Source organism: Burkholderia sp. KJ006, assembly GCF_000262695.1.
Lineage (GTDB): Bacteria > Pseudomonadota > Gammaproteobacteria > Burkholderiales > Burkholderiaceae > Burkholderia > Burkholderia vietnamiensis.
In genome coordinates this window covers 981,602-1,007,765 of sequence record NC_017921.1, presented here as the reverse complement: position 1 = coordinate 1,007,765, position 26,164 = coordinate 981,602, and the positions used below count along the sequence as shown (strand labels likewise).

General features: G+C 65.9%; 22 protein-coding genes. 10 read left to right on the top strand and 12 right to left on the bottom strand.

Annotated elements, in window-relative coordinates; all coding sequences use genetic code 11:
- Positions 1-96: 96 nt before the first annotated feature.
- From MYA_RS18525 to MYA_RS18510, 4 genes are all read left to right on the top strand, one after another.
- The gene (locus MYA_RS18525) at positions 97-528 is read left to right on the top strand and encodes a MarR family winged helix-turn-helix transcriptional regulator (protein WP_041494082.1); all 432 of its coding nucleotides are present in this window, start codon (positions 97-99) and stop codon (positions 526-528) included.
- A gap of 68 nt (positions 529-596) precedes the next feature.
- The gene (locus MYA_RS18520) at positions 597-1,688 is read left to right on the top strand and encodes an HlyD family secretion protein (RefSeq protein WP_034194939.1); all 1,092 of its coding nucleotides are present in this window, start codon (positions 597-599) and stop codon (positions 1,686-1,688) included.
- A 13-nt stretch (positions 1,689-1,701) separates the two neighbouring features.
- The gene (locus MYA_RS18515; RefSeq protein ID WP_014724571.1) at positions 1,702-3,276 is read left to right on the top strand and encodes a DHA2 family efflux MFS transporter permease subunit; all 1,575 of its coding nucleotides are present in this window, start codon (positions 1,702-1,704) and stop codon (positions 3,274-3,276) included.
- Between the two features lie 16 nt (positions 3,277-3,292).
- Positions 3,293-4,741, top strand: a complete 1,449-nt coding sequence (locus MYA_RS18510) for an efflux transporter outer membrane subunit (protein ID WP_014724570.1) — start codon at positions 3,293-3,295, stop codon at positions 4,739-4,741.
- Positions 4,742-4,816: 75 nt separating this feature from the next.
- Here the strand turns inward: MYA_RS18510 and MYA_RS18505 are convergent, their stop codons facing one another.
- Together MYA_RS18505 and glmS are read right to left on the bottom strand one after the other, a co-directional pair.
- Complete coding sequence (locus MYA_RS18505) at positions 4,817-5,227, bottom strand: TIGR02594 family protein (RefSeq protein ID WP_011881477.1); 411 nt, start codon at positions 5,225-5,227, stop codon at positions 4,817-4,819.
- Positions 5,228-5,466: 239 nt separating this feature from the next.
- On the bottom strand, positions 5,467-7,284 hold the full coding sequence (gene glmS / locus MYA_RS18500) for a glutamine--fructose-6-phosphate transaminase (isomerizing) (protein ID WP_014724568.1): 1,818 nt from the start codon (positions 7,282-7,284) through the stop codon (positions 5,467-5,469).
- 1,015 nt (positions 7,285-8,299) lie between these two features.
- Between glmS and wecB the strand changes: the two genes are divergently transcribed.
- Positions 8,300-9,517, top strand: coding sequence for a non-hydrolyzing UDP-N-acetylglucosamine 2-epimerase (wecB, locus tag MYA_RS18495; protein ID WP_011881474.1), 1,218 nt, complete (start codon positions 8,300-8,302; stop codon positions 9,515-9,517).
- A gap of 186 nt (positions 9,518-9,703) precedes the next feature.
- Here the strand turns inward: wecB and MYA_RS18490 are convergent, their stop codons facing one another.
- From MYA_RS18490 to MYA_RS18480, 3 genes are read right to left on the bottom strand one after another with little or no spacing between them, the layout of a single operon-like run.
- A complete protein-coding gene (locus tag MYA_RS18490) occupies positions 9,704-10,384 on the bottom strand; it encodes an OmpA/MotB family protein (protein ID WP_014724567.1) in 681 nt (226 codons plus the stop codon).
- A gap of 18 nt (positions 10,385-10,402) precedes the next feature.
- Positions 10,403-11,167: a flagellar motor protein gene (locus MYA_RS18485; RefSeq protein ID WP_014724566.1), complete on the bottom strand. Its 765-nt coding sequence runs from the start codon at positions 11,165-11,167 to the stop codon at positions 10,403-10,405.
- Between the two features lie 22 nt (positions 11,168-11,189).
- Positions 11,190-12,434: a Crp/Fnr family transcriptional regulator gene (locus tag MYA_RS18480; RefSeq protein WP_014724565.1), complete on the bottom strand. Its 1,245-nt coding sequence runs from the start codon at positions 12,432-12,434 to the stop codon at positions 11,190-11,192.
- Between the two features lie 479 nt (positions 12,435-12,913).
- Between MYA_RS18480 and MYA_RS18470 the strand changes: the two genes are divergently transcribed.
- Positions 12,914-13,894 (top strand): hypothetical protein, encoded by a 981-nt coding sequence (locus MYA_RS18470; protein WP_014724562.1) that lies wholly within the window; start codon positions 12,914-12,916, stop codon positions 13,892-13,894.
- A gap of 39 nt (positions 13,895-13,933) precedes the next feature.
- Here MYA_RS18470 and MYA_RS18465 read toward each other — a convergent pair whose 3' ends face one another.
- Positions 13,934-15,628, bottom strand: coding sequence for a bacteriophage N4 adsorption protein A (locus tag MYA_RS18465; protein WP_014724561.1), 1,695 nt, complete (start codon positions 15,626-15,628; stop codon positions 13,934-13,936).
- The gene (locus tag MYA_RS18460; RefSeq protein ID WP_014724560.1) at positions 15,625-17,583 is read right to left on the bottom strand and encodes a glycosyl transferase family protein; all 1,959 of its coding nucleotides are present in this window, start codon (positions 17,581-17,583) and stop codon (positions 15,625-15,627) included. The genes MYA_RS18465 and MYA_RS18460 overlap by 4 nt, the downstream gene beginning before the upstream one ends.
- Before the next feature lie 817 nt (positions 17,584-18,400).
- Between MYA_RS18460 and MYA_RS18450 the strand changes: the two genes are divergently transcribed.
- The 3 genes from MYA_RS18450 to MYA_RS18440 all read left to right on the top strand — a co-directional run bounded on the left by MYA_RS18450 (position 18,401) and on the right by MYA_RS18440 (position 21,503).
- A complete protein-coding gene (locus tag MYA_RS18450; protein ID WP_224056520.1) occupies positions 18,401-18,784 on the top strand; it encodes a hypothetical protein in 384 nt (127 codons plus the stop codon).
- A gap of 12 nt (positions 18,785-18,796) precedes the next feature.
- On the top strand, positions 18,797-20,440 hold the full coding sequence (locus tag MYA_RS18445; RefSeq protein ID WP_014724553.1) for a DUF2334 domain-containing protein: 1,644 nt from the start codon (positions 18,797-18,799) through the stop codon (positions 20,438-20,440).
- Between the two features lie 103 nt (positions 20,441-20,543).
- Positions 20,544-21,503, top strand: coding sequence for a hypothetical protein (locus MYA_RS18440; protein WP_014724552.1), 960 nt, complete (start codon positions 20,544-20,546; stop codon positions 21,501-21,503).
- A 326-nt stretch (positions 21,504-21,829) separates the two neighbouring features.
- Here MYA_RS18440 and MYA_RS18435 read toward each other — a convergent pair whose 3' ends face one another.
- Positions 21,830-22,657: a class I SAM-dependent methyltransferase gene (locus MYA_RS18435; RefSeq protein WP_041494080.1), complete on the bottom strand. Its 828-nt coding sequence runs from the start codon at positions 22,655-22,657 to the stop codon at positions 21,830-21,832.
- Positions 22,658-23,053: 396 nt separating this feature from the next.
- Between MYA_RS18435 and MYA_RS18430 the strand changes: the two genes are divergently transcribed.
- Positions 23,054-23,287, top strand: coding sequence for a hypothetical protein (locus MYA_RS18430; protein WP_014724550.1), 234 nt, complete (start codon positions 23,054-23,056; stop codon positions 23,285-23,287).
- A 31-nt stretch (positions 23,288-23,318) separates the two neighbouring features.
- Here the strand turns inward: MYA_RS18430 and MYA_RS18425 are convergent, their stop codons facing one another.
- The 4 genes from MYA_RS18425 to MYA_RS31965 all read right to left on the bottom strand — a co-directional run bounded on the left by MYA_RS18425 (position 23,319) and on the right by MYA_RS31965 (position 25,726).
- The gene (locus MYA_RS18425) at positions 23,319-24,119 is read right to left on the bottom strand and encodes a phosphodiesterase (protein ID WP_014724549.1); all 801 of its coding nucleotides are present in this window, start codon (positions 24,117-24,119) and stop codon (positions 23,319-23,321) included.
- Positions 24,120-24,425: 306 nt separating this feature from the next.
- Positions 24,426-24,764, bottom strand: a complete 339-nt coding sequence (locus MYA_RS18420; protein ID WP_034194934.1) for a DMT family transporter — start codon at positions 24,762-24,764, stop codon at positions 24,426-24,428.
- Between the two features lie 271 nt (positions 24,765-25,035).
- Positions 25,036-25,527 carry a DUF3761 domain-containing protein gene (locus MYA_RS18415; protein WP_011881458.1) on the bottom strand — a complete coding sequence of 164 codons (492 nt, stop codon included), beginning with the start codon at positions 25,525-25,527 and terminating at the stop codon, positions 25,036-25,038.
- 61 nt (positions 25,528-25,588) lie between these two features.
- Positions 25,589-25,726, bottom strand: a complete 138-nt coding sequence (locus MYA_RS31965; RefSeq protein WP_014724546.1) for an HHHH-motif protein — start codon at positions 25,724-25,726, stop codon at positions 25,589-25,591.
- Between the last annotated feature and the right edge of the window lie 438 nt (positions 25,727-26,164).

The window sequence follows — 26,164 nt, the reverse complement described above, 5'->3', positions numbered from 1 at the left end:
CGCCGCGCATCGCGCGCCCGATTGGTACGGCCGCGACACCAATCTGATCCCGCGCGGCTGCTCGCTTCGCGGCGCGCCGCGCCCTAGCATGTGCACATGCACAACACCCCACTCAGCGACGACGATTGCTTCGCGGTCCGGCAAGCCGCGCGGCGGATCTCGCAGTTCTACGAGCGCTACCTGTCGCGGGCGAACGTCACGCCATCGCAGTACAGCATTCTCGCGCTGCTGCGCGAACACCCGGGCCTGTCGATGGCGACGCTGTCGGCCGTCCTGGTGATCGAGCGCACCGCACTGTTGCGCGCGCTGAAGCCGCTCGTCGGCGCGGCGCTCGTCAGCGGCCGCGTCGAGCCGCGGTGCCGCCGCCGAACGTTCTCGTTGACCGCAGAGGGCGAAGCGAAGATCGCCGCAGCACAGGTGCACTGGCGCGCCGCCCAGCACGCATTCGAGCAACGCTTCGGCACAGCACGCGCGGCACGCCTCAGAGACGAACTGTTCACGATCACGCACGACCTGGCGACGCGCTGATCGACGACCTCACCGATCGTCGACCAATCGCCGATCGCCCCGATACGTGCATATACATGGATGCATCGATGGAAACGACCCAAACCGCTGCGTCGCGCGACGCGGCTACAGCCGACCGGCCCGCGAAGCAGCAACGCCGCGTGCCGTGGATGCGGATCGCGGTCGCGGCGGTGGTCGTCGCGGTCGCGGCCGCGACGCTCGACTGGCTGTTCGTGCTGCGCTTCGAGGAAAGCACCGACGACGCCTATGTCGGCGGCGACGTGACGGTGCTCGCGCCGAAGGTCAACGGCTTCGTCGACAAGATCCTCGTGACCGACAACCAGCGCGTGAAAGCCGGCGACGTGCTCGTGCAGCTCGACGCGCGCGACTACGACGCGAAGCTGGCGCAGGCCAGCGCCGAAGTCGACGGCGCGCGCTCCGCGGTCGCCGAACTCGAAGCGAAGCAGCAGCTTCAGTACGCGGTGATCGGCCAGCATGCGGCGGACCGTCACGCGTCGGCGGCCGAGCTCGCGCGCGCCGCGTCGGATCGCGAGCGCTACCGCGAGCTCGTGAAGTCCGACGCGGTGTCGAACCAGATCGTCGAGCGCGCGGATGCCGACTATTCGAAGGCGGACGCCGCCGTCGCCCGCAGCGACGCCGCGCTGCTCGCCGCGCAGCGGCAGCTCGACGTGCTCGGCGCACAGCTCGCCGATGCGCGGGCGCGCGTGAACACGGCACTGGCCGCCCAGCGGGTCGCGGCGCTGAACGTCGAATACACGACGATCCGCTCGCCGGTCGACGGCTACGTCGGCAACCGCACGGGCCGCGTCGGGATGCTCGCGAACGTCGGCGCGCCGTTGCTGACGATCGTGCCCGCGTCCGGCCTGTGGATCGACGCGAACTTCAAGGAAGACCAGTTGCGCAGGATGCGCGCGGGCGAGCGCGTCGACGTCGCGCTCGACGCGTCGAGCACGCGCCTGCATGGCCGCGTCGACAGCCTCGCGCCCGCGACCGGCGCGACGTTCAGCGTGCTGCCGCCCGAAAACGCGACGGGCAACTTCACGAAGATCGTCCAGCGCGTGCCGGTGCGCGTGCATCTCGACCCGCAGCCGGGGCTCGAGCGCGTGCTGCGTCCCGGCCTCTCGGCAGTCGTGACCGTGCATCTCGACCGCGCGAACTGAGCCGGAGCCGACGATGACCACCGCGTTTTCCGGCAACCCCGCGTCGCAACCGACGAAGCAGCGCGTGTTCGCGTTCGCGCTGATGTGCGTCGGCTTCTTCATGGCGACGCTCGACATCCAGATCGTCGCGTCGTCGCTGCGCGACATCGGCGGCGGGCTCTCCGCGAGCCAGGACGAACTGTCGTGGGTGCAGACGGCCTACCTGATCGCCGAGATCATCGTGATCCCGATGTCGGGATGGCTGTCGAAGGTGATGTCGACGCGCTGGCTGTTCGTCGCGTCGGCGGTCGGCTTCACGATCACGAGCATGCTGTGCGGGCTCGCCTGGGACATCAACTCGATGATCCTGTTCCGCGGGCTGCAGGGTGCGCTCGGCGCCGCGATGATCCCGACCGTGTTCACGACCGCGTTCGTGCTGTTTCCGGGCAAGCAGCGGCTGATCGCATCGACGACGATCGGCGCGCTCGCGTCGCTCGCACCGGCGATCGGGCCGGTGATCGGCGGCTGGATCACCGATCAATGGTCGTGGCACTGGCTGTTCTACCTGAACCTCGTGCCGGGCATCGTCGTGGCCGCGCTGGTGCCGCGCTACGTGCACATCGACGAACCGGACCCGAGCCTCGTGAAGCGCGGCGACTATCGCGGCATCGCGCTGATGTCGGGCTTTCTCGGCTGCCTCGAATACGTGCTCGAAGAAGGCCCGCGCAAGAACTGGTTCAGCGACGACACGATCGTCATCTGCGCGTGGATCTCGGCGATCTGCGGCTTCCTGTTCATCGTGCACGCGTTGACGGCAGACGATCCGATCGTCGACCTGCGTGCGCTCGCCGTACGCAACTTCGGGATCGGCAGCCTGCTGTCGTTCGTCACGGGGATCGGGATCTTCGTGACCGTGTTCCTCACGCCGCTGTTTCTCGCGCAGGTGCGTGCGTTCAGTTCGCTGCAGATCGGCATCGCGCTGCTGTCGGTCGGCGCGTTCCAGTTGCTCGCGCTGTGCGCGTATGCATTCGCCGCGCGCTACGTCAGCATGCGCGCGCTGCTCGTGTTCGGGCTCGTCTGCTTCGGCCTCGGCTGCTACCTGTACACGCCGATCACGCACGACTGGGGCTGGCGCGAGCTGCTGCTGCCGCAGGCGCTGCGCGGCATCGGCCAGCAGTTCAGCGTGCCGCCGATCGTGACGATGGCGCTCGGCTCGCTGCCGCAGTCGCGGCTGAAATCGGCGAGCGGCCTGTTCAACCTGATGCGCAACCTCGGCGGCGCCATCGGCATCGCGGTGAGCGCGACGATGCTCAACGACCGGCTGAACTTTCACTACCTGCGGCTGAACGAGCACGTGAGCGCCGGCGAGCCGCAAGTCGCATCGCTGCTCGATCGCCAGGCCGCGTACTGGAGCGCGGTCGCCGGCAACACGCTCGATACCGCGCAGGCCGGCCTCGCGACCCTGCACCGGCTGATCTATCGCGAAGCGCTGACGCTGACCTACGCCGATGCGTACTACGCGCTGTCGCTGTGCTTCGTCGTCGCGCTGGTCGCCGTCGCGTTTTCCCGTCCGATCACGCTGAATGCGCCGCCACCCGACGCACACTGAAGCCGAGACCCCGATGATGATAAAACTGCTCGTCGCGCTGGTCGTCAGCGCATTCGCCGCCGGGTGCGCGCTGCAGCCCGCGCAGCATGCCGCGCTTCCCGATGCCGTTGCGTCGGTCGCGCCCGCCGCTTGGGACGCCGACGTGCCGCGCACGGACGTCGACGCCGCCGCATGGTGGGCGCAGTTCGACGACCGCGTGCTCGATCGGCTGGTCGCAACCGTGCTCGACGCCAACCTCGATCTGCAGGCCGCCGCCGAACGCGTGAAGCAGGCGCAGGCGCTGACCGCACGCAAGCGCGCGGCGCTGCTGCCCGAGCTCGATGCGAGCGCGCACGCGGCCGACGCGCGCCAGAACACGCCGCCGCCGCTCGGCTACGTGCGGCAAGCCGGCGTCGGACTCGCGCTGAGCTGGTCGCCGGACGTGTTCGGCGGCGAGCGGCTCGACCTGCTGGCCGCGCAAGCCGAACTGGTCGGGCAGAAGCATGCGGAAGACGCGATGCGGCTCGCGCTCGCGGCCGACGCGGCGTCCGCCTATGTCGACCTGCGCTGGGCGCAGCAGGAGCTGACCATCCTCGAGGACAACGCGGCGCTCCGCCGGCGCGCGCTCGAACTGACGCGCAAGCGCCAGGCGTTCGGGTTATCGACGGAACTCGACGTCACGCGCGCGCAGAACCAGCTCGATGCGCTGGACGCGCGGATTCCGCCGACGCACGCGCAGATCGCTCATCAGCTCAACCTGATTGCCGTGTACGCCGGGAGAACGCCCGAGTCGGTGGACCGGCTCCTGCTCGCGCAGCGTGGCGAGGTGCCGGTGTCGCCGGCCGGGTCGCCCGCGACGCTGCCGTCGCAGGCGCTGCTGCGACGACCCGACGTGCTCGCCGCCTATGCACAGGTCGAACGGCGCGCGGCGCAGGTCGGCGTCGCGAAGGCCGAGCGGTATCCGAAGTTTTCGCTGAACCTGACCGACGGAATCCTGGCCGCGTCGTATCTCGGGCTGCCGACGCTCACCGACAACCTGTTCAGCGCGGCATTGAGCGCGACGAGCCCGATCTTCGACGCGGGACGCATCACCGCCGACATCGCGCAGAGCGAAAGCCGGATGCGCGAGTCGGAGCTTCAACTGCGGCAGACGATGCTGCAGGCGCTGCGGGAGGTCGAGGATGCGCGGGCGAATCTGGTGAGCAGCGACGCGGCAACGCAACGGCTCGCGAGCGCGCTGTCGGCGTCCAATCACGCGCTCGGGCTCGCGAACCAGCTCTACAAGGGCGGCGCCACCGATTTTCTCGACGTGCTGTCGGCACAGGAGGTGTATTTGCGCGACGCCGAGGCACTCAATCAGGCGCGGCGCGAGCATGCGCTCGCCGCGGTCGCGTTGTATCGGTCGCTCGGTGGCGGCTGGAGCCGCAACGATGCGGCGGGCGGGACGGAGCCGGAAGCCGTCGCGGCCACCGCTGCGGCCCGCTGACCGGTGCGCCGGCGACCTTCGCCGCATCGAAACGCTCCACGCCCGCCCGTCCGTCGACTCGGCGATGCCGCGCATTCAGCCGACGTCAGGCCACCGGTATCCGATCACCTCGCTCACCGGATACGCGAGCTCGCGCACCTCGTCGAGCTGATTGCCGCCGAACAGATGCACGTGCGTGTGGTCGTGACGCAGATAGAACCCGACGTGGCCCTTCCAGCTCGCCGGATCGTCGCGCGTGAGCACGGCGATGCAGCCGTACACGGGCTGCTCCAGCGGCCGCCCCCAGTCGAGCCACGAACGCGCGAGCGCCGACCCGGTGCCGCGGATGCCCGCATGCGCGATGCACCAGTTGACGAACGACGAGCACCACGAAATCTTGTCGTCGTAGCCGACCAGATTCGTGTGGCCGTTGTATTCGACGATGCGCGGGTTGCTGCTGCCGGGCGGGAAGCGGCGGATGCCGAGCTCGGCCAAAGCGATGTGCATCCACGGCGGGTGGCCGGTGTGTGCGTTGCGTTCGGGATTCGATCGGTTCACGGGGGCCTCGGGTTCGGTTCTCGGAACGGTCGGCCAATCTTCGCATGAATCGGGCGGCCGTCGCAGCGGCGTTTTGCGGCTCGCGGCCCCGGTAACGAAACATGCGAACGACTTCATCGCCTGCGCCCACGGCCGCAACACGCTAACCGCTCCGCTCTGAGGCGCCGCACACGCACCGCCCGTCCCCGTCACTCCACCGTCACCGATTTCGCGAGATTCCTCGGCTTGTCGATATCCGCGCCGCGCAGCCGCGCCGCGTGATAGGCGAGCAGCTGCAGCGGCACCACGTGCAGGATCGGCGACAGCAGCCCGTAGTAGTCGGGCATCCGCAACACCGACACGCCCTCGCCGTCGTCGATGCGCGTATCGGCATCGGCGAACACGTAAAGCTGGCCGCCGCGCGCGCGCACTTCCTGCATGTTCGACTTGAGCTTCTCGAGCAGCGCATCGTTCGGCGCGATCGTCGCGACCGGCATCGCGTGGGTCACCAGCGCGAGCGGCCCGTGCTTGAGTTCGCCGGCCGGATAGGCCTCCGCATGGATGTACGAAATCTCCTTGAGCTTCAGCGCGCCTTCGAGCGCGATCGGGTAATGCAGGCCACGCCCGAGGAACAGCGCGTTCTCATGCTGCGCGAATTCCGCGGCCCAGCGCTCGATCTGCGGCTCGAGCGCAAGCACGTCGTCGAGCGCGCTCGGCAAGCGCCGCAACTGCGTCGTGTAGCGGGCGAGCTGCGCGTCGTCGACGCAGCCGCGCAGCCGGCCGAGCGTCACCGCCAGAATGAACAGCGCGACGAGTTGCGTCGTGAACGCCTTGGTCGACGCGACGCCGATTTCCGGGCCTGCACGCGTGAGAAAGCGCAGGCTGGTCTGGCGCACCATCGCGCTGGTCGGCACGTTGCAGACGGCCAGCGTGTCGATGTGGCCGAGCGCCTGCGCATATTTGAGCGCGGCCAGCGTGTCGGCGGTCTCGCCCGATTGCGACACGCTGACGACCAGCGTGTTCGGCAGCGCGAGCGCATCGCTGTAGCGGTATTCGCTCGCGATCTCGACCTGCGCGGGCAGCCGCGCGATCGTCTCGAGCCAGCGACGCGCCGTCAGGCCCGAGTAGTAGCTCGTGCCGCACGCGACGATCAGCACGTTGTCGATCTGCTCGAACGCGCGCGTCGCGTCGGGCCCGAAGGCAGCCGGATCGAACAGCCCCGCGTCGGGAATCGTCGCGGCGACGGCCTGCGGTTGCTCGAAGATCTCCTTCTGCATGAAATGCCGGTACGCGCCGAGCTCGACCACGCCGAGCGCCGGCGCGACCGTCTGCACCGGGCGCTCGACGGGCGCGCCGTCGCGCGTCAGAATCCGCACGCCGGCGGGCGTCAGCTCGACGACGTCGCCTTCCTCGAGAAAGATGAAGCGATCGGTGATGCCGGCCAGCGCGAGCGCATCGGACGCGAGAAAGCACTCGCCGTCGTTCAGGCCGACCACCAGCGGCGAGCCGACGCGCGCACCGATCAGCCGCTGCGGCTCGTGCTTGCTGAACACGGCGATCGCATACGCGCCGTGCAGTTGCGACGTCGCATCGCGCACCGCGGCCAGCAGGTCGCCGCGATACTTGCTGTGGATCAGGTGCGCGACGACCTCGGTGTCGGTCTGTCCGTCGAATTCGTAGTGCGCGTCCGACAGTTGCCTGCGCAACGTCTCGTGATTCTCGATGATGCCGTTGTGCACGAGCGCGATCTCGTCGCGCGAAAAGATCGGATGCGCGTTGCAGGTGGCCGGCGCGCCATGCGTCGCCCAGCGCGTGTGCGCGATGCCGGTGCTGCCGGCGAGGCCCGCGCTGCGCACGTGCGCGTCCAGATCGGCGACGCGCGACACGCTGCGCGCGCGGCGCGCCTGGCCGTCGACGACCGTCGCGACCCCGCATGAATCGTAGCCGCGATATTCGAGGCGACGTAAACCCTCGATCAGAACCGGAACGATGTCCCGTTGCGCGACCGCGCCGACGATGCCACACATGACCCGTCTCCTTGCCCCTGTTCGTCCATCGGCCGTGCGCCGCGGTTTTTCGTCCACCGTGGTCGCACCCGCAGGTCCGTCGCAACTGCGCACATGCGCGTGCATCTCGTGCGTCGCGCCACATCCGAACGTAGGCCCACCGAGCGCTGTTTTCGGCTCCGCCGTATCGGTATCGCCGAGCTGCGTCGGCCGCCGCACGCCTGCACCATCGAACAAGCAAGCGTCGAGCCATCGACCGACTTCGCCCACGCGGCAAGGGCCGGCGATGCGCCGACGCGCTCGCCGCCGCGCCGCGCCGTCCGTTTTTGATTCATCGCCGCATCATCGGTCTCGATCGTCGGCGAGACGATCCGCCGCGTCGCGCCGCGCATCGACGCAAGGCCTGCAAGCCGCGCGGGGTAAGGGCTGCGCAGGCGTCGGTCATCGCATCGCGACTGCGTCGCCGCGCCGTGCCGTCGGCATCCGCGATGTCGCGCCGGCTGCGAATGGACACCGCACATGTTTCAGATGCGCAACATTTCGCGATCTCGCGCGGCCGTCCGGTCGTTTCACGCGCGGGCCGTCATGCAACGCGATGCCGCACGCAACGAACGACGCCACGCGTCGTACGGGGCGACGCCACGGGTGCAACTCAGCGTCCCCGCCGCGCGCCGGCGCGCCGCGCTCGTAGCAATTGTGAAACGTTCGACGCGTTGCCGATGCGGCGCGGGCGTCGGGGCCGGGCCACGCGGCGGGTGGTTTGAATATTGCTGTATTGGCAACGGGGAGCGGTCGCGACGAACGGCACGGCAAAGAACACTCATGACGTAACCGGAATCGCGACGACACCACGGTCGTCCGGCGATGGCGCGGCGCAGATCACGCGGGCCAACACGCGGCGCTCGCCGTTGCAACGCCGCCGCACCTCGTGCGGTGCGAACCGACGCAATCGCGACGTGCGTCGGCCGGTGGCGTGCGAGCAGGTCGATGTCGGGAGCCGGTTCCTTCCGCTCAGAAAAGCTATACGGGGATATCAATGAAGAAGATCTTGCTTGTATTCGGAACCCGGCCGGAAGCCATCAAGATGGCGCCGCTCGTTCGCGCGCTGAAGGCGCGCGCGGATGTCGACGCGAAGGTGTGCGTCACCGCACAACATCGGCAAATGCTGGATCAGGTGCTGTCGTTGTTCGACATCGAGCCCGACTACGATCTCGATCTGATGCGTCAGGGCCAGACGCTCAGCGACGTGACGACCGGCATCCTGCATGCGATCGGCGCGGTGTTCGACGACCTGCGCCCGGACATCGTCCTCGTGCATGGCGACACGACCACCACGCTGGCCGTGAGCCTCGCGGCGTTCTATCGCTACCTGCCGATCGGGCACGTGGAAGCTGGCCTGCGCAGCGGCGACATCTGGTCGCCGTGGCCGGAGGAGCTGAACCGTCGCGTGACGGATGCGGTGTCGTCATGGCACTTCGCGCCGACCGGCCAGGCGCGCGACAACCTGTTGAGCGAAGGCGTGCCGGTCGGCTCGGTGGTGATGACGGGCAACACGGTGATCGACGCGCTGCACGACGTCAAGCACATGCTCGAACGCGACGACGCGCTCAGCCGCGAGGTCGCCGCGCGCTTTCCGTTCCTCGACCCGACGGCCCGCATGGTGCTGATCACGGGCCATCGCCGCGAGAGCTTCGGCGAGCCGTTCCGGAATTTCTGCGAGGCGCTGCGCACGCTCGCGCACCGCTATCGCGACGCGCAGTTCGTCTACCCGCTGCACCTGAATCCGAACGTGCGGGAGCCGGCGCTCGCGCTGCTCGGCGGCGAGGCCAACATCTACCTGATCGAACCGCAGGAATATCTCGCGTTCGTGTATCTGATGTCGCGTTCGCACTTCATCATCACGGACTCGGGCGGCATCCAGGAGGAAGGGCCGGCACTCGGCAAGCCCGTGCTCGTCACGCGCGATACGACCGAGCGCCCCGAAGCGATCCGGGCCGGCACCGCGCGGCTCGTCGGCACGGACCCGGAGCTCATCGTGCGGGAAGCGTCGCGGCTGTTCGACAGCGCGAGCGCCTACGACGAGATGGCGCGTGCGAGCAACCCGTACGGCGACGGACATGCGAGCGAGCGGATCGTCCATGCGCTGATGCATACGCCGGCGTCGAGCGCGAATACGACGAGCTTCTCGATGGGCGCGGCCGAACTGCCGCTCAACGCGCTCACGCTCGGATTGCAGGCGTTGCGCTCGCCCTGAGCGGGGCGGCGTCTGGGGGCTCGGTCTGCCGGTTCCGGGCAGCGCGGAAGGTCGCCGCTATTGAGCGTAGCGGCGCGTGCGCGTGCGTTCGACGGATCGGCAGGCACCGGCAGCAACGCGGCGTCGATCTCGGATGTGGAGCATCAGCACACGCAATGCAATCGCAGCCGCAGCCGCAGCCACCGTTCAGTACGCGACGAAGATCGTCACGCGCCGATTACGCGCGCGTGCGGCCGCGTCGTCACCGGTGACGAGCGGCTGCGTATCGGCGCGGCCGATCGCCGCGAGCCGGTGCGGCGCGACGCCGCGCTCCGCGAGATAGCGCACGACGCTGCCGGCCCGCGCGGACGACAGCTCCCAGTTCGATTCGTATTTCGCGTTCGCGATCGGCACGTTGTCGGTATGCCCTTCGACGAGGATGTCGCCGCTCGCATGCTCGCTCAATGCGCGCGCGATCTGGGTCAGCACCGGCGCCGCATCGGGCAACAGACGCGCGTCGCCGACGTTGAACAGCACCTTCGCGTCGATGCCGATCTCGATCCCGTGCGGCGCGCGCACGAGCGCGATGCGGCCGGCCGTCTTCAGTGCATCGAGCGACGCGAGCCACGCGGGCACGCGCTCGGGCAGCGTGATGGCCGCCGTGCCGCGCGCGGCGTCGTCGTGCCGCGCGAGCGTCTGATAGCGCGCGTCGAGCGCGTTGTACTTCGCGAGCTGCAGCACGTACAGCGCGAGAAACAGCACCATCAGCGTCGTGATCAGATCCGCGTACGAGATCAGCCAGCGCCCGGTCTGCGCGTCGTCGCCTTCATCGTCGTCGCGACCGGTCGCCGTTGCGCCCGCGCGCGCGGCCTCAGTTCGTGCCGTCATGTCGATGCTCCACGGGCGTCATGCGAGCGACTCGGCCGCGCGGCCGCGCACGTCGCCGGCCAGGCGCGTTTCGATCGTGTGCGGCGATTCCTTGCGCGAAATCGCGAGCAGCCCGTCGAGGTACAGCTTGCGAAACCGCAGCTCGCTGTCGATCTGCGCACGCAGCTTGCCGTACAGCGGCAGAAACACGAGGTTCGCGAACGCGAGACCGTAGAGCGTCGCAATGAACGCGACCGCGATGCCCGGCCCGAGCTGCGCAGGCTCGAGGATGTGGCTCGTCACCTGCACCAGCCCGAGCACCGAGCCGAGAATCCCGAAGGTCGGCGCATAGCCGCCCGCCTGATGCCACACGCGCGCCGCCGCGAGCCGGCTGCGCTCGTAGGCGTCGAGCTCGCGCTGCAGCGCATCCTCGAGCACGGCGCTCGACACGCCGTTCGCGAGCAGTTCCAGCCCGCGTCGCGCGAACGGATGAATGCCGGTCACGTCCATCGATTCGAACGCGAGCAAACCGTTGAGCTTCGCGCGGTCGCCCCATTCGAGCAGGTCGCTCAGATGCTTGCGGTCCACTTCCTGCGCGCGCACGAACGCGAGCCGCAACTGCTTGACCGCATCGAAAAAGCGCGCCCAGGTGTTCTGGATCATCACCGCGCCGAGCGTGCCGCCGAGCACGATCACGAGCGCCTCGAACTGGAACAACATCGAGAAGTGGCCGCCTTCGAGCGCGAAGCCGAACACGATGGCCGCGCCGCCGAGCAGCACGCCAGCCAGGGTCAACAGGTCCATGTCGTCTCCGTCGGGCCGCGCGTCACGCGTCGGACGACGCGAGCGGCGCCGGCGCAGCGCCGGCGGCCGGCGCCTTGGCCGCGCGAACGGCCTCCACCACGCGGCGCTCGATCTCGCCGACCTCGAGCGGATCGAGCTTCAGCTCGCGGCGCATCACCCACGACACTTCGTTGCGCCGCGCTTCGGTCATCACCGAGAACAGCTTGTCGGCGATCGCACGATCGTCGAGGCTCGCGATCAGCTTCGCGAGATCGTACGTATCGAAGCCGCTGATCACGTCGAACAGCGTGCGCTGGTCGACCCACACGACGTCCTCCAGCGACTGCACGTCGCCCGCGCGCGGGTGACGCCGCGAGAAATACGCGACGCCCTTCTGCTCGACGTAGCCGAGCACCTTCGACTTGCGGAACGCGAACAACTCGTCGGCGATCTCGCCGTGCGACAGCTTGTTGAGCAGCAGCTTGCGGTCGACGCCGATCAGCGCCTCCAGATCGGCCAGCTCGATCAGCTCGAGCTCGCTGTTGATCGACAGGTCGAGGTCGTGATCGGCGACCTGCTGCGCGCGATCGACCACGCGGGCGGCGTCGAACGTGACGACCTGGCGCCCGTCCGTGGACGATCCATAGTCGGCCATGCCGCCGGCATGCTCGGCCGACGCGGCCTCGATCGTGACGAGATTGAGCTTCTCCATGCGGCGCAGCATCGCGAGCACGTGCGGGCGCGAATGGCCGGCGATCGCGCGGCAGCGGCGAATCACGTCGGCGAGCGGCACCGAGGTCTCCGCGGCTTGCGTCTGCATCGGCCGGCGCGACCATGCGTCGTCCGAGCCGCGCGCGTCGGCGCCGGCCATCAGCGACAGCACATGCGCATACGACAGCACGCCCGGCATGAAGTCGGCGTGCGTATAGGTCGCGAGCTGGTCGTCCTTGCGCTTCACGCGACGGATCATCGTGCGCACGATGTGGCGCAGCAGCGCGGACACATGCTCGATTTCCTCGTCGAGCGTCGACGCCGGCACGACCGTGAGCTGGCAGAACGACAGCGCCTTCGCGGTGTGCGCGCGCGGCTCGGCCCCGAGCAGCGCCGCTTCGCCGAAGAAGTCGCCGCGCCCGAGCGTGCCGATGACGATGCGTTTGTCCTCGCACCGCGTCGACAGCTCGACCTTGCCGTCCGCGATCAGAAAGATGACGGGCTCGCCGGCGAAGCCCTCCGAGTAGATGATCTCGCCGGGCGCGGCCGTACGCGTCCAAGATTGCTGACGGTTCAAGTTGGTTCCCCTGCTGCGCTGATTGTTGCGGACTGCGCGTCGCACGTCGGAGGCATGCGATCGACAGTCTTCCCCGTTCCCGTTTAACGTCATCGCCACACGCATCCTTTAGCAATTTCCTGCGGTTTTCCGGCCGAGATCAACGCCAAACGTTTGCGTGCCGCCTCGCGCACGGTCCACTTCGCGCGATGCGTGCGCCGGCGCTCGACGATGCATGCGTGCGCGTCGGGCGAGCCGAACCAGTGGATCGTCGCGCGAGCGCGCATGCAGCGCATCGCGCGCCGACACGCTCCGCCGCGCGAACCTCGCTCGCGACCGTGCGGAAAACGCGTTCGCGAATTCGCTTGGGGATGCTTCGTTTATCTCGCGCGCGCATGGGTCCGCGCATGCCATACCGTCCATTGAACCCTTTTTCTTCCATTATCGTCGGATAATTAGCTTTTATTTTCGTCTAAAATCGCGCTTCCTCTGAACATAGGATGGAACGAGTTTTGATTAAGCTGACGAAAACTATCTCGCGTACGGCCATCGCCGCATGCGTGGCTTGTGCCGGTCTGATGCCGCTGTCCCAGTCGGCCCAGGCCCAGGTCGAGCCTTTGAAGAACCCCGTCTATGGGGTCACGCTGGACGACCTGACCAAACTCGATGCGATCGTCGCGTCGCTGCAGAACCTGCCGTACCGCCCGACGGTGCGCGTCGTGTTCGATCCGGGCACGTCGGCGGCCGACTACTACGCGCCGCTGCTGCGCCTGCACTCGGTCGCATACGTGATGGGCGAAATCTACGATTCGTACTATTTCCCGACGACGTTGTCGGCGTACCAGGCGCGCACGCAGGAACTGGTGTCGCAGCTGAAGAACACCGTCGACGTGTGGGAAATCGCGAACGAAATCAATGGCGAATGGCTGCGCAACGACCCGAACGGCACCAACACGGTGGTCAACTCGGAAGAGCAGCAGATCGGCCAGATGGTCGCCGCGGCCAATACGATCGTGAAATCGAACGGCGGCAAGACGGCCATCACGCTGTACTACAACGACGACAGCAAGGGCAACAACTGCTGGGCGAAGCCGCAGGATTACTGGAAGACCTGGCCGACGAATTTCCTGTCGTCCACGGTGCGCCAGCAAGCCGACTACGCGCTGTTCAGCTACTACCCGTATCAGGACTGCCCGGGCCTGAGCCCGTCGTGGAAGAACGACTTCGCGGCGCTGGAAAGCATCTTCCCGAACGCGAAGGTCGGCTTCGGCGAAATCGGCACGTCGGACATCGCCGCGCCGACGTCGGTGCAGCAGAACCTCATCACGACCTACTACCCGATGGTCAACAGCATGACCGATCCGCGCTTCATCGGCGGGTTCTTCTGGTGGAACTACGTCGAGGAGATGCTCCCGTATTCGACGAGCGGCTACTTCAAGCTGCTGCGTCAAACGATCATCACGCTCAAATCGCCCAGCTGATCGCGTCGTAGCGATCCGTCCAGGCGTCAGCGCAGCCGCTCAGAACCACAATGTCGCGCGCACCACGAGACCACGTGCGCGGGCCGCTGACGTCAACGGAAACCGGTATTGCACCGTCACATCGACGTAGCTCGCCGGCGCCGTATAGCGCCCTTCGCGGAACCAGTACCGGAACTGGATGCCCGGCCCCACGCCGATCGCCGTCTCGTCCTTCTCACGGTTGTCGTGATCGCCCGCCACCGCGACGTGCGGATAGACGGTCAGACGATTGCCGAGCATCGGCAGACGCCACGTGTGGCCGTAGCGCAGCTCCGAATAAACGATGTAGCGCCCCGCGTGAATGAAATAGGCGCCTTCTACATAGGCCTGCCAGCTGCGCCAGCTCGGCTCGGTCACGCGCAGGTCGGTGCCCGCTTCCGACGAATATCCCAAACGCATCAGCCAGTCCGTCATCGACAGGCTGCCGATGTGGAACAGCCGCTCGGCGGTCATCACCACGTTCTGATCCGGTATCGGCTTGTAGCGCACGCCCACCGACCCCTGCACCGTCGGCATGCCGGTCACGTTGCCGTTGCCGTCGTACGCGGTGCCGTAACCGCGCACGAAGAACTGCAGGATGCGCCCGTTCTGGTAGCCGATCTTCGGCGGCTGCCAGTACGCCTCGACGCCCGGCTGCAGCACGCTGATCGTTCCTTGCGGGCCGAACGCGGCCGATTGATACGGCGCGCTCAGCACGAAACCCCACGTGCGCTGCAGTTGCTCGACTTCGCGCCGATAGCCGAACTTGCGCTGCGTGTCGAACGCGTGCTCGCTTTCGTCGGCATCGAGACTGTGCTCGAACATCTGCACCGATTCGTCGTTCAGGCCGATCCGCTTCGCCGCATAGCCGGCATCCGCATAGTTCATCGCGTTGCCGGCGCCGCCGGCGAAGCCTTGCTGGAACGCGTCGAGCGCATCGCGATCGCGGTGCTCGCGCAGCAGGTCGTACGCGTGTTGCAGATGCTGCATCGCCGAGTCGTCGGCCGGTGCCTGCGGCGGCCGATCGACCTGCCGCGCCTGCGCGGCGATCGCGGCGGCCATGTTGCGTTCGGTGTCCGTCGCCGCGTCGCTGGCGGCCAGTTCGGCCATCCGGATCGCCGTGTCGTGATCGCCGGCCTGCAGGCTCAATTGCGCGATGCGCACCTGGATCACCGCGGATTTTTCATCGGCGAGCGGCGCGAGCGCGATACCCGCTTCATGCGGACGGTTCGCCGCGAGCGCGCTGTCCGACCATGCGAGCCGCAGGTTGCGCTGCTGCTCCGCGCTCCACTTGCCGCCCGCCACGGCGGCCGAGAAGTCGCGGCACGCGACGTCGTAGCGCATCTGGCGCTGCGCGAGATAACCGTGCTGCGCGAGCACGGCCGCGCTGTTCGGAAAGCGTGTGCTCAGCGATTCGAGCAGCGCGTCGGCGTCGTCGACCTTGCCTTCGCGCCGGTACACGTCGACGAGCAACAGTCCGAGCTGCTCGCTGCCCGGCTGGATCTGCAGTGCGCGCAACGCATACACCTCCGCGCGGGGCAGGTCGCCGGCGTCGATTGCCTTGTAGGCGCCGTCGGCCAGCCGGAACGCTTTGGGGACGAGCGGCCGGGCAGCGTGCGCGGGCGGCTGCCACGCGAGCGACATGGCGAGCGCCAGTGCGCTGAGCCGCGCGCAGCGCGCGAGGCCGGCGGTGATCGGACGGGTCGAGCGTTTCATGCCTGTTCTCCCGACGGCCGAATCGCCGCAGATGCCTGCATCGACGCGCCGTCGCCGTCGCGTAGCCGCGAGATCTCGACGAAGCGCGAGTGCCGCGCGAGTTCGGCGGAAATTTCCGCATCGCACGCGATGAAGTACGCGACGTTGGTACGCGCGCCGCGTCGCACGACCTCCTGTTCGTCCTGAGTGAGCGGGCGGCCGACCGCGATGTTCAGCGTGCCGTCGTCGGCGGTGGAAAACGGAATCGCGCGATACGCGTACTGCAACTCGAAGGCCAGCGAGTCCGCGAAATGGCCGACAGCAACGTTGCCCAGGCTCACGCGCGGCAGATCGGCCTGCTCGGCGATCGCGTCGGCGAGCGATTCGGTCGACAGCATGCTCGCGTCGAGCAACAGCTCGCCGAGCCGCTTGCCGCACGTCACTTGCTTGTCGAGGCATGCCTGCAGCTGCTCGAGCGACAGCACGCCCCAGCCGACCAGGATCTCGCCGATCCTGCGCCGCACTTTCCCGAGCGCTTCGTTCGACAGATAGGTGTGGCTGGTCTTGTCCCACGCGATCGGCTTGCCGCTCACCAGGTGGCCGAGATAGATGCGCCACGCGCGGCAAACCGCGTAGAAGTTGATCATGTTGTTGACGAACATCCGCGGGACCGACAGCACCCCCTGCAGCGGGCCGTTCAGCTTGCTGACGAAGTGCACGCGCTGTCCGGCGCGCGCGACCAGCATGAAGGTGTTCACCCACAGCAGCGGCGCGATCCACGGGCCGTTCGTCGCGAAATGAACGCTGGCCGGGAGCGCATGGCCGGTTTTCTCGAGGACGGCAAGCAGCACGAAATTGAGCAGCACGACGTAGGCGATCACCGAGAACAGCGACGTCACGATGCCCTTGCGATCGTGGAAGAACATGTAGCGGGTGAGCAGGTCGCCTTTCCAGCCGAGCTGCTCCCAGCCTTGAAACGCGATGCCGAGCACCCAGCGCGCGCGCTGCCGGTATGCTGTTCTGAACGTCTTCGGAAAATACTCGCGCGTCGCGAGCAGGTTCTCACGTGCCGCGCCTTTGCGCGCGTTGCGCGCCTGCGCATCGCGCGCGACGTCCGACAGCGGGAAGCGGGCGAACGTCTCCGTCATCCCGAGGTCCCTCAGCCGGAAGCTGAAGTCGTAGTCCTCGGTCAGCGAACTGGTGTTGAACGCATTGCCGCCGCTCGCCTTCATCGCCGCGTCGATCGCGCGGCGGCTGTAGCACGACGCCACGCCCGCGCCGGGCACGACGCCGGTCAGACGCGCGCGCACCGGCACGTCCTTCTGATGCGTTTCGCTGAAATCGTCGAGGTAACAGCCGGCGACGAACTCGTTCCATTTGCGCGGCAACGACAGCACGGGAAGCTGCACGAGGTCGCTCTGCGTGACCGCGTGGTTCAGGTACTTCAATTCGGCCGGGTGAATCACGTCCTCGCAGTCGTGCATCACGACGCCGGCGAACTGGATGCGGTGGACGTCCTCGTAACGCAGGATCGCATCGAGAATCCAGTTCAGGCAGTCGGCCTTGCAGGTCGGCCCGTCGTTGCGCACCGTCGCGCGCGTGACGCGCCCGGGGTAGCGTCGAACCATCCGTTCGACTTCGGCCGTAGTTTCGGCATCGTTGTGATAGGTGCCGACGAAGATCACATAGCGTTCGTACTCGATGGTCGCGAGCGTGTTCTCGATCATCTTCGCGATCACGTCGTACTCTTTCCAGGCCGGCACCATCAGCGCCAGATAACGCTCGTCGAGCGCGCGCAGCATGCCGATGTCGATGGCTGGCGCCTTCTCGCGACGCAGGACCCGGCGGATTTCGAACGACCAGTAACAGGCATCGAGCGTGAGATCGTCGAGCGTGCTGATCAGGATGACGATCGCGGTCACGATGGCGACGACGTCGAGCGCCGACAGATACGCACTCCATATTGTATGGTTCATCATGTTTTCCGCGATTGTCGCTTGTCAGTGCTGTTTGCGCCTGCCGACGCAAGGCCGATAAGCAGCCCCACCTCGCCCCCGGTACAACTGCCCTTCCGTTCCTGCCCGCTGCGCGTGCGGCTCTGAAGCGGCGCCCGCGCGGCCGAATCGCACGCTCACGCATCAGGCGCCATCGACGCGCTCGCGCAAATTTTCCGACGCTGATTCCAACGAGACGCCGCACACTGCTGCGGTCATGCCCACGCGAAACCGCCGGCGTCGGTCGCGTCGCACGGCCCCCCGTACACCGCCGTCCGCACGCACGATTCGTCAAGCAAGTCGTGCGCCATCGGCACGCAATCCTTGTCGCTCGCGGGGTGCCGGCATGCGCGGCAGGCGGCCGGCACCGCGAAGGCAGGCCAAATGTTTCAGCACTGAAACGTGCGGTCGCGCCGCGCGTGAAAGCTGCCCGACAGGTCGGCCGCGCAGCGACGCCGGCCACGACCGCGCGCGGCTCGGACGAACGGCGCGCACGTCGCGCTCGGCGGCATGATGGGCCGCCATTCGAACGGCCCGCCAGCCGGCCCGCGCGCGGCGGTGCGCAGCGCGCCGCGCGTGCGTCGCGCGACGTTCGCCGCGGCACTCGCGATCGGGCCCCGCGTTGTGCCCGCGTTACGCGCGTGCAACGTTTATCGCTGCAATTCCGGCTTGCCGCGCGGCGCTGATGTCGGCGTCCCGGCACGGCGCGCGTTTGCGGTGGATGGTATGGATCTGGCTTGAAACACAGCCGACCGGTTTCATTTGCTTATCCGGTATCAGGCGCACAACAAATCACGACATGAAGTCCAGCTACGGATCGGGGGGGCTGGTCGTGCTCGTTTCCCGAACGAGGCGATCGCAATTTGCCTATCAAAGGATGAACACCATGCCTTCGCATCGAAACCACTCTTTCCGAACCGGGGTGAGCGCCGTCGGGCTGCTCGTTGCATTGACGTCCGCGCTCGTCGTGACGGGCCCGCTCCAGGCCGCGAACGCGCAGCAAGCCAGCAGCTCGTCCAGCGGCAAGGTGAAGCCACCGCCGTTGCCGAACGGCTCCGCGCACGTGCGCGTGAAGGCCGGCATGTCCGACGAGGATTGGGAAAAGGCCTACAAGGAGACCGGCCGCCCGCCGTTCAGCCCCAAATCCGTCAAGAAGGCTGGCGGCAACGTGGAACGCGAATAGGGAGAAACGGCCATGAAGAAGATCCTGATCGTCATCGCGCTGCTGGCCGGCTTCGTGCAAATCGCGACGCCCGGCACGGCCCACGCGCAGACCACCACTGCCCGCACGCTCGTGCTCTACGACAACCCGGCCAACGACCCGTATTCGAAGCTCGGACTGATGTACAGCATCATGTTGCGCAATCTGCTCGGCCACTTCAATACGACCGTGGACCTGGTTCCGATCCAGAACTACACGTCGGGCATGGTCGGCAATCACGACGTGACGTTCTACATCGGCGATTACTACAACAACCCGATTCCGACCGCGTTCATGAGCGACGTGATGACCGCCACGAAGACGGTCGTCTGGTTCAAGTACAACCTGTGGCAGCTCGCATGGAACACGGCGTACACGTTCAACCAGACCTTCGGGTTCAGTTTTCAGGGGCTGGCCGGGCTGAACGCGACGCCTTCGTCGAGCAATCCGAACCCCGGCTTCTACGACACGATCACCTACAAGAACCTGCCGATGGTGAAGTACTACGCGTACAACGCGTCGACCGGCGCCGTCAGCGCGGACCCGGACGTCGGCCTGACGCAGGTGGTCGATGCGACCAAGGCGCAGGTGCTCGTCACGATGAAGAACAGCCAGAGCGGCGCAACCGCGCCGTACGTGATGCGCTCGGGCCGCCTCTGGTACTTCGCCGACGTTCCGTTCTCCTACATCGGGCCGACGGATCGCTACCTCGTGATCTGCGACATGCTGCACGACATCCTGCAGACCAACGCACCGGTGAATCATCGTGCGCTCGTGCGTCTCGAGGACCTCGACGCCTATACGACGACGAGTTCGATGAAGCAGCTCACCGACTACCTGTACTCGAAGAGGATCAAGTTCACGATGGCGACCATTCCGCTGTATACCGACCCGAACGGTTATTACAACGGCGGCGTGCCACAGACCATCCATCTCGCGCAGGCAACGGGGCTCAAGAATGCGCTGAACTACGCAATCCCGCGCGGCGGCTCGATCGTGATGCATGGTTACACGCACCAGTACGACTCGACGCCGAATCTGCTGACTGCCGTCAGCGGCAGCGACTACGAGTTTTGGTACGCGGTGCAGAACCGGCCGGTCGATGAGGACTCGGTGCAATGGGCGGAGGACAGAATGACGAACGGGCTGCTCGAGTTCACGGCCAACGGCTACAAGATCGTCGGCTGGGCTGCGCCGCAGTATCAGGTGTCGCCCAAGGCGGCGGCGGCGACGGCCGCGACGTTCCCGACCACGTTCCAGCGGGCCGTCTACTACACGGCGACCAATCCACAGCTCGGCACCGGCGCACCCAACCAGGACTTTTCGGCCGGGCAGTTCTTCCCGTACATCATCAACTCCGATTACTACGGACAGCGGATCATTCCGGAGAACCTGGGCAGCATCCAGTACAACATTTGCAGTATCGACCAGTTCTCGTGCATCACGTACACGTGGCAGCAGCTCGTGACCAATGCACAGTACGGGCTGGCCGTGCGCGACGGCTTCGCGTCGTTCTTCTTCCATCCGTACTGGCTCGAACCCGACCTCCGGCTGCCTGCATTGCAGGATTTCCAGAGTCTCGTGACCGGCATCACGAACCTCGGTTATACCTGGGTGGACGGCACGACGGCCAAGTAACGCGGCTGGCCGCAAGCGCGCGATCCGCAATGACGATGCGGATCGCGCGTGTGCTTCGGATGGGCTACGATGATGCGCGGGAGGGCTTATCTGGAGGCAAGCGATGACCATCTATGCCATCCGCGCGTTGCGCAGGTTTCGGCAGCGTATCGGCCGGCTCCGGCAGGCCGCAGGGCCGCGCCGGCGCGTGCACGTGGCGCATGCGACGCCGTTCGCGGCCGTTGCCGCGTCGCTGGCAATGACCGCTTGCAGCTGGACGGCGCACGACGTGCACGCCGACGGCATCGTCTGGCAGCTCGACAACGCGACGATCAATCCGGCCGGCAACTGGCAGCAGCTCGGCGTGCATGAGCTGTTGATCCAGTGGAGTGCCGTCGACGATACCGCGTATCTCGCCGGCACCGGCATGCGCACGGCCTCGCATCTTCCCGACTGGCAACGCATCGGCCGCGAGCCGTGGGCCCGCAACGTGATCCTCGGCCTGGCTGGCTACCAGGACGAACGGCGTGCGCGCACGCAGCTGTCGGCACTTGCCGATCAGTCGGTCGCGGTCGCACGCGCGCCGGTTCCGCTGCATGTCACCGGCTATTACTTCCCCGTCGAAATCGATCCGACCTGGCAGGACGCGCCGAAGCTCGCGGCGATCCTGAACCGGTTGCCGCGACCGCTGTGGGTGAGCGTGTACGACCAGAGCAACATCGGCGGGAAGGCGCTGGCCGACTGGCTCGTCACGTGGCTGCCCGCGGATGTCGGTGTGTTGTTTCAGGACGGTTGCGGCGTGTATGCGCGCGAACCGTATGTCGCGCGTACGTACGTCGATGACTTGGCCGCGCGGCTGGGCAAGCGACGCGTGCGGCTGATCGCGGAGGCGTTCCGACCCGCGGAGCGTGGTGGGTTTCGCGCGGCCACTGCGGATGAGCTGGCCGCGCAATTGGCCGTTTATCGCGGGTATTCAGTGTATTTGTTCGATGGCCCGCATTATGTGTCGGATGCGCTTACGCGGGAGCTCGTGGGCCGCAAGGGTCGGCCGCGAGCGGTCGCGGCGGGCGGGGTTGGGCAGTGAGGGGGTGACTAGCGTGCCGGTGAGTCGGTGTCGTGTATCGCGTATCCCGCATCGCGCATCGCGCATTGCGCATTGCGGCGCGTCGCGAAACGGCGAAAAGTAACCTTCGTGGAGTTCCGTGGATGTGGGCTTTCGACACGGTGCGGCCTGTCAGATTTGCCTCTAACGGCCATTCAGCGTCAGGCGTGGCGCCGATAGCATTCGCGTCTGGTCGGATGCAGCCGGCTAGCCCTGCGACGTGCGACCGTCGCAGATCAGCCCAGGCTGAGAGCATCTACAAGCGACCTCAGTGCTACCTGAGCCGTCCTTCGAACTCGCCGCTAACGCTAGGCAGCAGTGGCCTGAACCAGACGCAGGCCCCATCCAGTTTGCAACGTACCGTCGTCGCTTTGCATGGACGCGAACGCCGACAACAGTTCACTTTTGAACTGCGCGCGCGCCGCTTCCGACATCCGGTCGGCATCGTAGGTGTCCAGCATGTCCAACCACAGCTGCTCGGGTGTAGGTGTCCAGTCGATGTCGATGTCTTCAAAAGCCACATCAACAAAATCGCGTTTTAGCAGTTCTTGCCAACCGGCTTCACTGCGCGTGCGCGCGTCGCCGAGTCGCAACTCGGTGAGCCGAGCCTTCGCGATTGGCTTGAAGATGTCCAGAAAGACTTCGCCGACCTTGCCGGTCAAAAAGCTCCGCCCCACGATAGCGGAAAAACTGCCGCCGTCACGTAATACCCGGCGAATCTCTCGGACCACTTGTTCGATATCGTCCATCAACATGAGAGCCATGTGCGACAGCACGTAGTCTACTGAACCGCTATCGAGCGACATTTCTTGTGCGCGCTCGTTGAGCAATCGTATTTCGTGCGGCAATATTCCCCGAGCCCCGCTCAACTCGCCATCGCTCATGTCTATGCCAATCAGCTTCGTGGCTGCATGCCCCCTGTCGTTCAGAATTTGCAGCAATGGCCCATCGCCACATGCCAGGTCGAGGACAGTCCGCGACATCGCTTCATTCGGCACACGATTCGCCAGTGCGTGATAGGAGGAAGGGTATGCCGCCTGCGCAGATCGGGCAGGTCGATTACCATAGGCTCGACGCGTTGCTCCTGCCCGGCGGCGATGAAAATCTCTCAAATATATTTCTGCGTGCGAGGTCATTCTTGCGCCATCCGATTGTTCGCGAGTTGGGGCACTTGTGACGCTGGAGGCTGAACCCCCAGCGGATTGTCCACGAACCACACCGCGATGTCGAACGTATCAAAATGGCCGAATGCGGTCGGCAGACGCGTTGCAACGTGCGATGGTCTCGGATTGACCCTGAACGGCCCTTCAGATTTATCCAAAGCGGCCAATCGTTGTGACCTGCGGCGGGATTTTGTAGCCACGCTCGATGAGTATCTTGGCTTCGGCGCGACTGCGAAATCATTCCCGATTAAATCGCTTCTCCCGCAGCGTGCCGTTGGAATCTTCAACGGAGTCGTTCTGCCAAGGGCGGCAAGAACGGACACAGCGTGTACGATCCGGTCTTCAAGAAAACCATCCAAGGAGAGAGGAGTGAATCCGGAACAGGCCCGAACCGAAGAAACCCAGGCGATGGAGCGCATGGTGGCCGCCACGCTGCGCGTGCAGAGTACGTTCGCCTCGATGCAGAAGCAATTTCCGCCGCAAGGCAGCGGGGAGCCTTCGCCATTCGCGCTGCAAACCTTTGATGCCGCCCTGCAGGAACTTGAAGACGCACAGGCCGCGTTCGATGCGCTGCTGAACGATCTGATCGACGGTAACCGCTAGAGGCTACGCCCTTATTACTTGACGAGGGCGCTTACGCGAAGGGGAACGGGCCTTCGAAATGCCCCACGTAACACAAGTGGGAGACTGCTGACTGACCGCGACCTGTCCAGCGATGCAGCATGTATGCAGGTGGTTCGAGAAAAGAAGCGGGCTGCGCGTCCGCTTCAACGCGCAGCGCAATCTGGGTGGTCGTGCTCGGGCAGGTGAGTACCGGAACGCTCCCAAGACGCGTCTGCATTGACCGGTGGACGTGCCCGGCAAGAATGCGATCTACATTGCTATGCCGCGCAAGAACCCTGGCAAATGCATCCGCATTTCGCAACCCGTAGATGTCCAGATAAGGAATGCCGGTCATGAACGGTGGATGGTGCATGACGATAACCACGGTTCGACTGCGATGCTCGGTAAGTTCACTGTCGAGCCACGCCAAGGTTTCGGCGTCCAGTTCGCCGTGATGTAGTCCAGGAACGGAGGTGTCCAACGCCACGAGGCGTAGTTCGCCCACGTCTAGCGCGAACGAGAGTGCACCCTCGTTCGGAAGCCACGCGTGATCCGAGAACGCGGCTCGCAAATTGCCACGGTCGTCATGATTACCCGGCAGAACCACGAACGGTCGCCTCAACTCGACAAGCAATTCGCGAAGTTTTTGATACTCGTCTTCGGTGCCCTCGTCCGTAAGGTCGCCTGAGATGACAATCAGGTCTGGCTCAGGTCGAATGCGGTTCAGCGAATCGACGGCTGCCGAAAACATGACATTTGAATCCACAGCGTCTTGATATAGAACACCGTGAGGCCGGACATGAATATCCGAAAGTTGTGCGATGACCGTCATTCAGCGCTCCGTTGAATTTGACCTGCCGGTACATGGATCACGGAGATTTTGGGCTAGACAAAATTCGCCCATCGACGGAGCCTTTCTGTGGCAACGATCTTGCTCCATGCGCTTCCAATTGTGCGTCCGGGTGGCTGATTCGGGATGACAAGCAGGCGCTGGGTGGTGAAGCACGAAAGACCGCTTCTGGCCGTACTGCGCCCCACACCCGAGCGCGGCAACCGGCCCGGACACTGGCGTTCATGCACGACGCATAACCCGTCCCTGCGCAGTCATCCAGCGTTCTCCGAAGCGTCCGTGGGCGGGCTATGCGCCGTTGCTGCTGAAGTTCAGCAAAACGATGCCGGATATCGCAGCGATCAATCCAATCGCCTTAACGACGTTCATCGACTCTCCAAACCAGACGAAACCTATCACTACGGTCAGCACAGCGCTGCTTCCAGCCCAGGCTGCGTATGCCAAACTCATTTCGATTCTCTTCGTCGCGACGGCCATCAGAATGACAGCTGCCACGTAGAACGTCACGGTCAGTACTGACGGAAGCAGGCGAGTAAAGCCAACGGAGAGATTGAGGGCTGCAGTGCCGAGTGATTCAGCGGCGACGCTCGCAGCAAGAATGAGCCATGCGGCTTGGGTGGGGGACATGAACGTACCTCGCCAGCCCAACGTTTATACCGAACGTTAGAGCAAGCGTAAGAGGTAGCGGTACCCCGAGACTGAAAATATCGTCCCAAAACGAGGAACGGTTGTCAACGATGCTCAACGTGTCATCGTCGGACGCTTCATGGCTCCGGACTCAACCCGAGGCTGCCCCCGACGATCCGCAACGAAACAAAAAAGCCCCGCCACAACGGCGGGGCACGACGCCCAACGGCGCGTCGACGGACTCGGCGCGGAACCTACCCGCGCCATCGCCTTACGAGCAGGCTTTGCCGTGCGACGGGTGAAAGCCCTTCGCCTTCGCATCGGCTTCCGACATGTAGCTGCCGTGCTTGGTCTTGCCGTAATACTTGTCGGTCGAGCAGTGATAGACCTTCGTGCTGTCGTTGGCCCATACCTTGCCCGCGCCGCCGCCCGGCGCGGCTGCGGCGGCGGCGGCGGCGGCCGACGCGCTTTTCACCGGCGCGGCGCCGGACGCAGCACCGCCCGACGCAGCCGTCGCGGGCACTGCTGCCGATGCGCTGGCCGATGCGCTGCCCGCAGCAGCAGCCGACGCGCCATACCAGGCCTTCACGCCTTTGTGTCCTGCGCACGCGCCCTTCTTCGATGCGCCCGCATAGAACGAGCCGTCCTTGCACAGGCCGGTCGTGCCAGCCGGCGCGCTGGCCGGCGCCTGCACCTGTGCGAACGCAGCGCCCGACAGGCCGAAGCTCGCGGCAAACGCGGCGATCAACATCGTCTTTTTCATCATCCTCTCCTGATTGCCTGTATCGCGAAATCATCCCGGCCGTAGCCGGGCAAAGCCATGCTCAGCGCACCCAGCGGCACACGCGATGGTGGTGATGATCGAAATGGCACACGCGGTGCGAATGCGCTTCGGCGAGGGCCGGCACGAGCACGGCACATGCGAGTGCGCCGGCCGTCAAAATCTTCACGATGCGGTTCATGGAACGCTCCCGGATAGGTCAGCCGCCGATTCGGCTGATACCGGCTTAACGCCCGCCGACCCTACGCGGTGTACCAGTCAGGACTGAATTGACGATGTTTGACACCCACACGTAACGACAACACGAAGCGAACGATCGACGCGACATAGGCTTCCGATACTTTCGACGGCGCACTCGTCCGCCATTCGACTGTCGCCACCCTGCGGCGACGAAGCGGATCGTCGACCCATCCTTTGCGTGCGCACCGACCGCGATGCAGGCAAGGGCAATACCGAGCGCGAGTTTCTTCATGGCGTTCCTGTCAGAGGCCCAACCATGCATTTGTCTATACTTTTGCAGCCGCCGCGTGCCCGATGCGGCTGTTGCCGCCGGTGCAGCCGGTCGCGAGCACATCGCGTGGACGCCGGACTTACCCGAAGCACCGGCCCGCAAGCGGGC

Excerpts from the sequence above, each read along its gene's own strand:
- MYA_RS18525 (WP_041494082.1), top strand. The coding sequence starts at position 97 with ATGCACAACACCCCACTCAGCGACGACGATTGCTTCGCGGTCCGGCAA.
- MYA_RS18520 (WP_034194939.1), top strand. The coding sequence starts at position 597 with ATGGAAACGACCCAAACCGCTGCGTCGCGCGACGCGGCTACAGCCGAC.
- MYA_RS18515 (WP_014724571.1), top strand. The coding sequence starts at position 1,702 with ATGACCACCGCGTTTTCCGGCAACCCCGCGTCGCAACCGACGAAGCAG.
- MYA_RS18510 (WP_014724570.1), top strand. The coding sequence starts at position 3,293 with ATGATAAAACTGCTCGTCGCGCTGGTCGTCAGCGCATTCGCCGCCGGG.
- MYA_RS18505 (WP_011881477.1), bottom strand. The coding sequence starts at position 5,227 with ATGCACATCGCTTTGGCCGAGCTCGGCATCCGCCGCTTCCCGCCCGGC.
- glmS (WP_014724568.1), bottom strand. The coding sequence starts at position 7,284 with ATGTGTGGCATCGTCGGCGCGGTCGCGCAACGGGACATCGTTCCGGTT.
- wecB (WP_011881474.1), top strand. The coding sequence starts at position 8,300 with ATGAAGAAGATCTTGCTTGTATTCGGAACCCGGCCGGAAGCCATCAAG.
- MYA_RS18490 (WP_014724567.1), bottom strand. The coding sequence starts at position 10,384 with ATGACGGCACGAACTGAGGCCGCGCGCGCGGGCGCAACGGCGACCGGT.
- MYA_RS18485 (WP_014724566.1), bottom strand. The coding sequence starts at position 11,167 with ATGGACCTGTTGACCCTGGCTGGCGTGCTGCTCGGCGGCGCGGCCATC.
- MYA_RS18470 (WP_014724562.1), top strand. The coding sequence starts at position 12,914 with ATGGAACGAGTTTTGATTAAGCTGACGAAAACTATCTCGCGTACGGCC.
- MYA_RS18465 (WP_014724561.1), bottom strand. The coding sequence starts at position 15,628 with ATGAAACGCTCGACCCGTCCGATCACCGCCGGCCTCGCGCGCTGCGCG.
- MYA_RS18460 (WP_014724560.1), bottom strand. The coding sequence starts at position 17,583 with ATGAACCATACAATATGGAGTGCGTATCTGTCGGCGCTCGACGTCGTC.
- MYA_RS18450 (WP_224056520.1), top strand. The coding sequence starts at position 18,401 with ATGAAGTCCAGCTACGGATCGGGGGGGCTGGTCGTGCTCGTTTCCCGA.
- MYA_RS18445 (WP_014724553.1), top strand. The coding sequence starts at position 18,797 with ATGAAGAAGATCCTGATCGTCATCGCGCTGCTGGCCGGCTTCGTGCAA.
- MYA_RS18440 (WP_014724552.1), top strand. The coding sequence starts at position 20,544 with ATGACCATCTATGCCATCCGCGCGTTGCGCAGGTTTCGGCAGCGTATC.
- MYA_RS18435 (WP_041494080.1), bottom strand. The coding sequence starts at position 22,657 with ATGACCTCGCACGCAGAAATATATTTGAGAGATTTTCATCGCCGCCGG.
- MYA_RS18425 (WP_014724549.1), bottom strand. The coding sequence starts at position 24,119 with ATGACGGTCATCGCACAACTTTCGGATATTCATGTCCGGCCTCACGGT.
- MYA_RS18420 (WP_034194934.1), bottom strand. The coding sequence starts at position 24,764 with ATGTCCCCCACCCAAGCCGCATGGCTCATTCTTGCTGCGAGCGTCGCC.
- MYA_RS18415 (WP_011881458.1), bottom strand. The coding sequence starts at position 25,527 with ATGAAAAAGACGATGTTGATCGCCGCGTTTGCCGCGAGCTTCGGCCTG.
- MYA_RS31965 (WP_014724546.1), bottom strand. The coding sequence starts at position 25,726 with ATGAACCGCATCGTGAAGATTTTGACGGCCGGCGCACTCGCATGTGCC.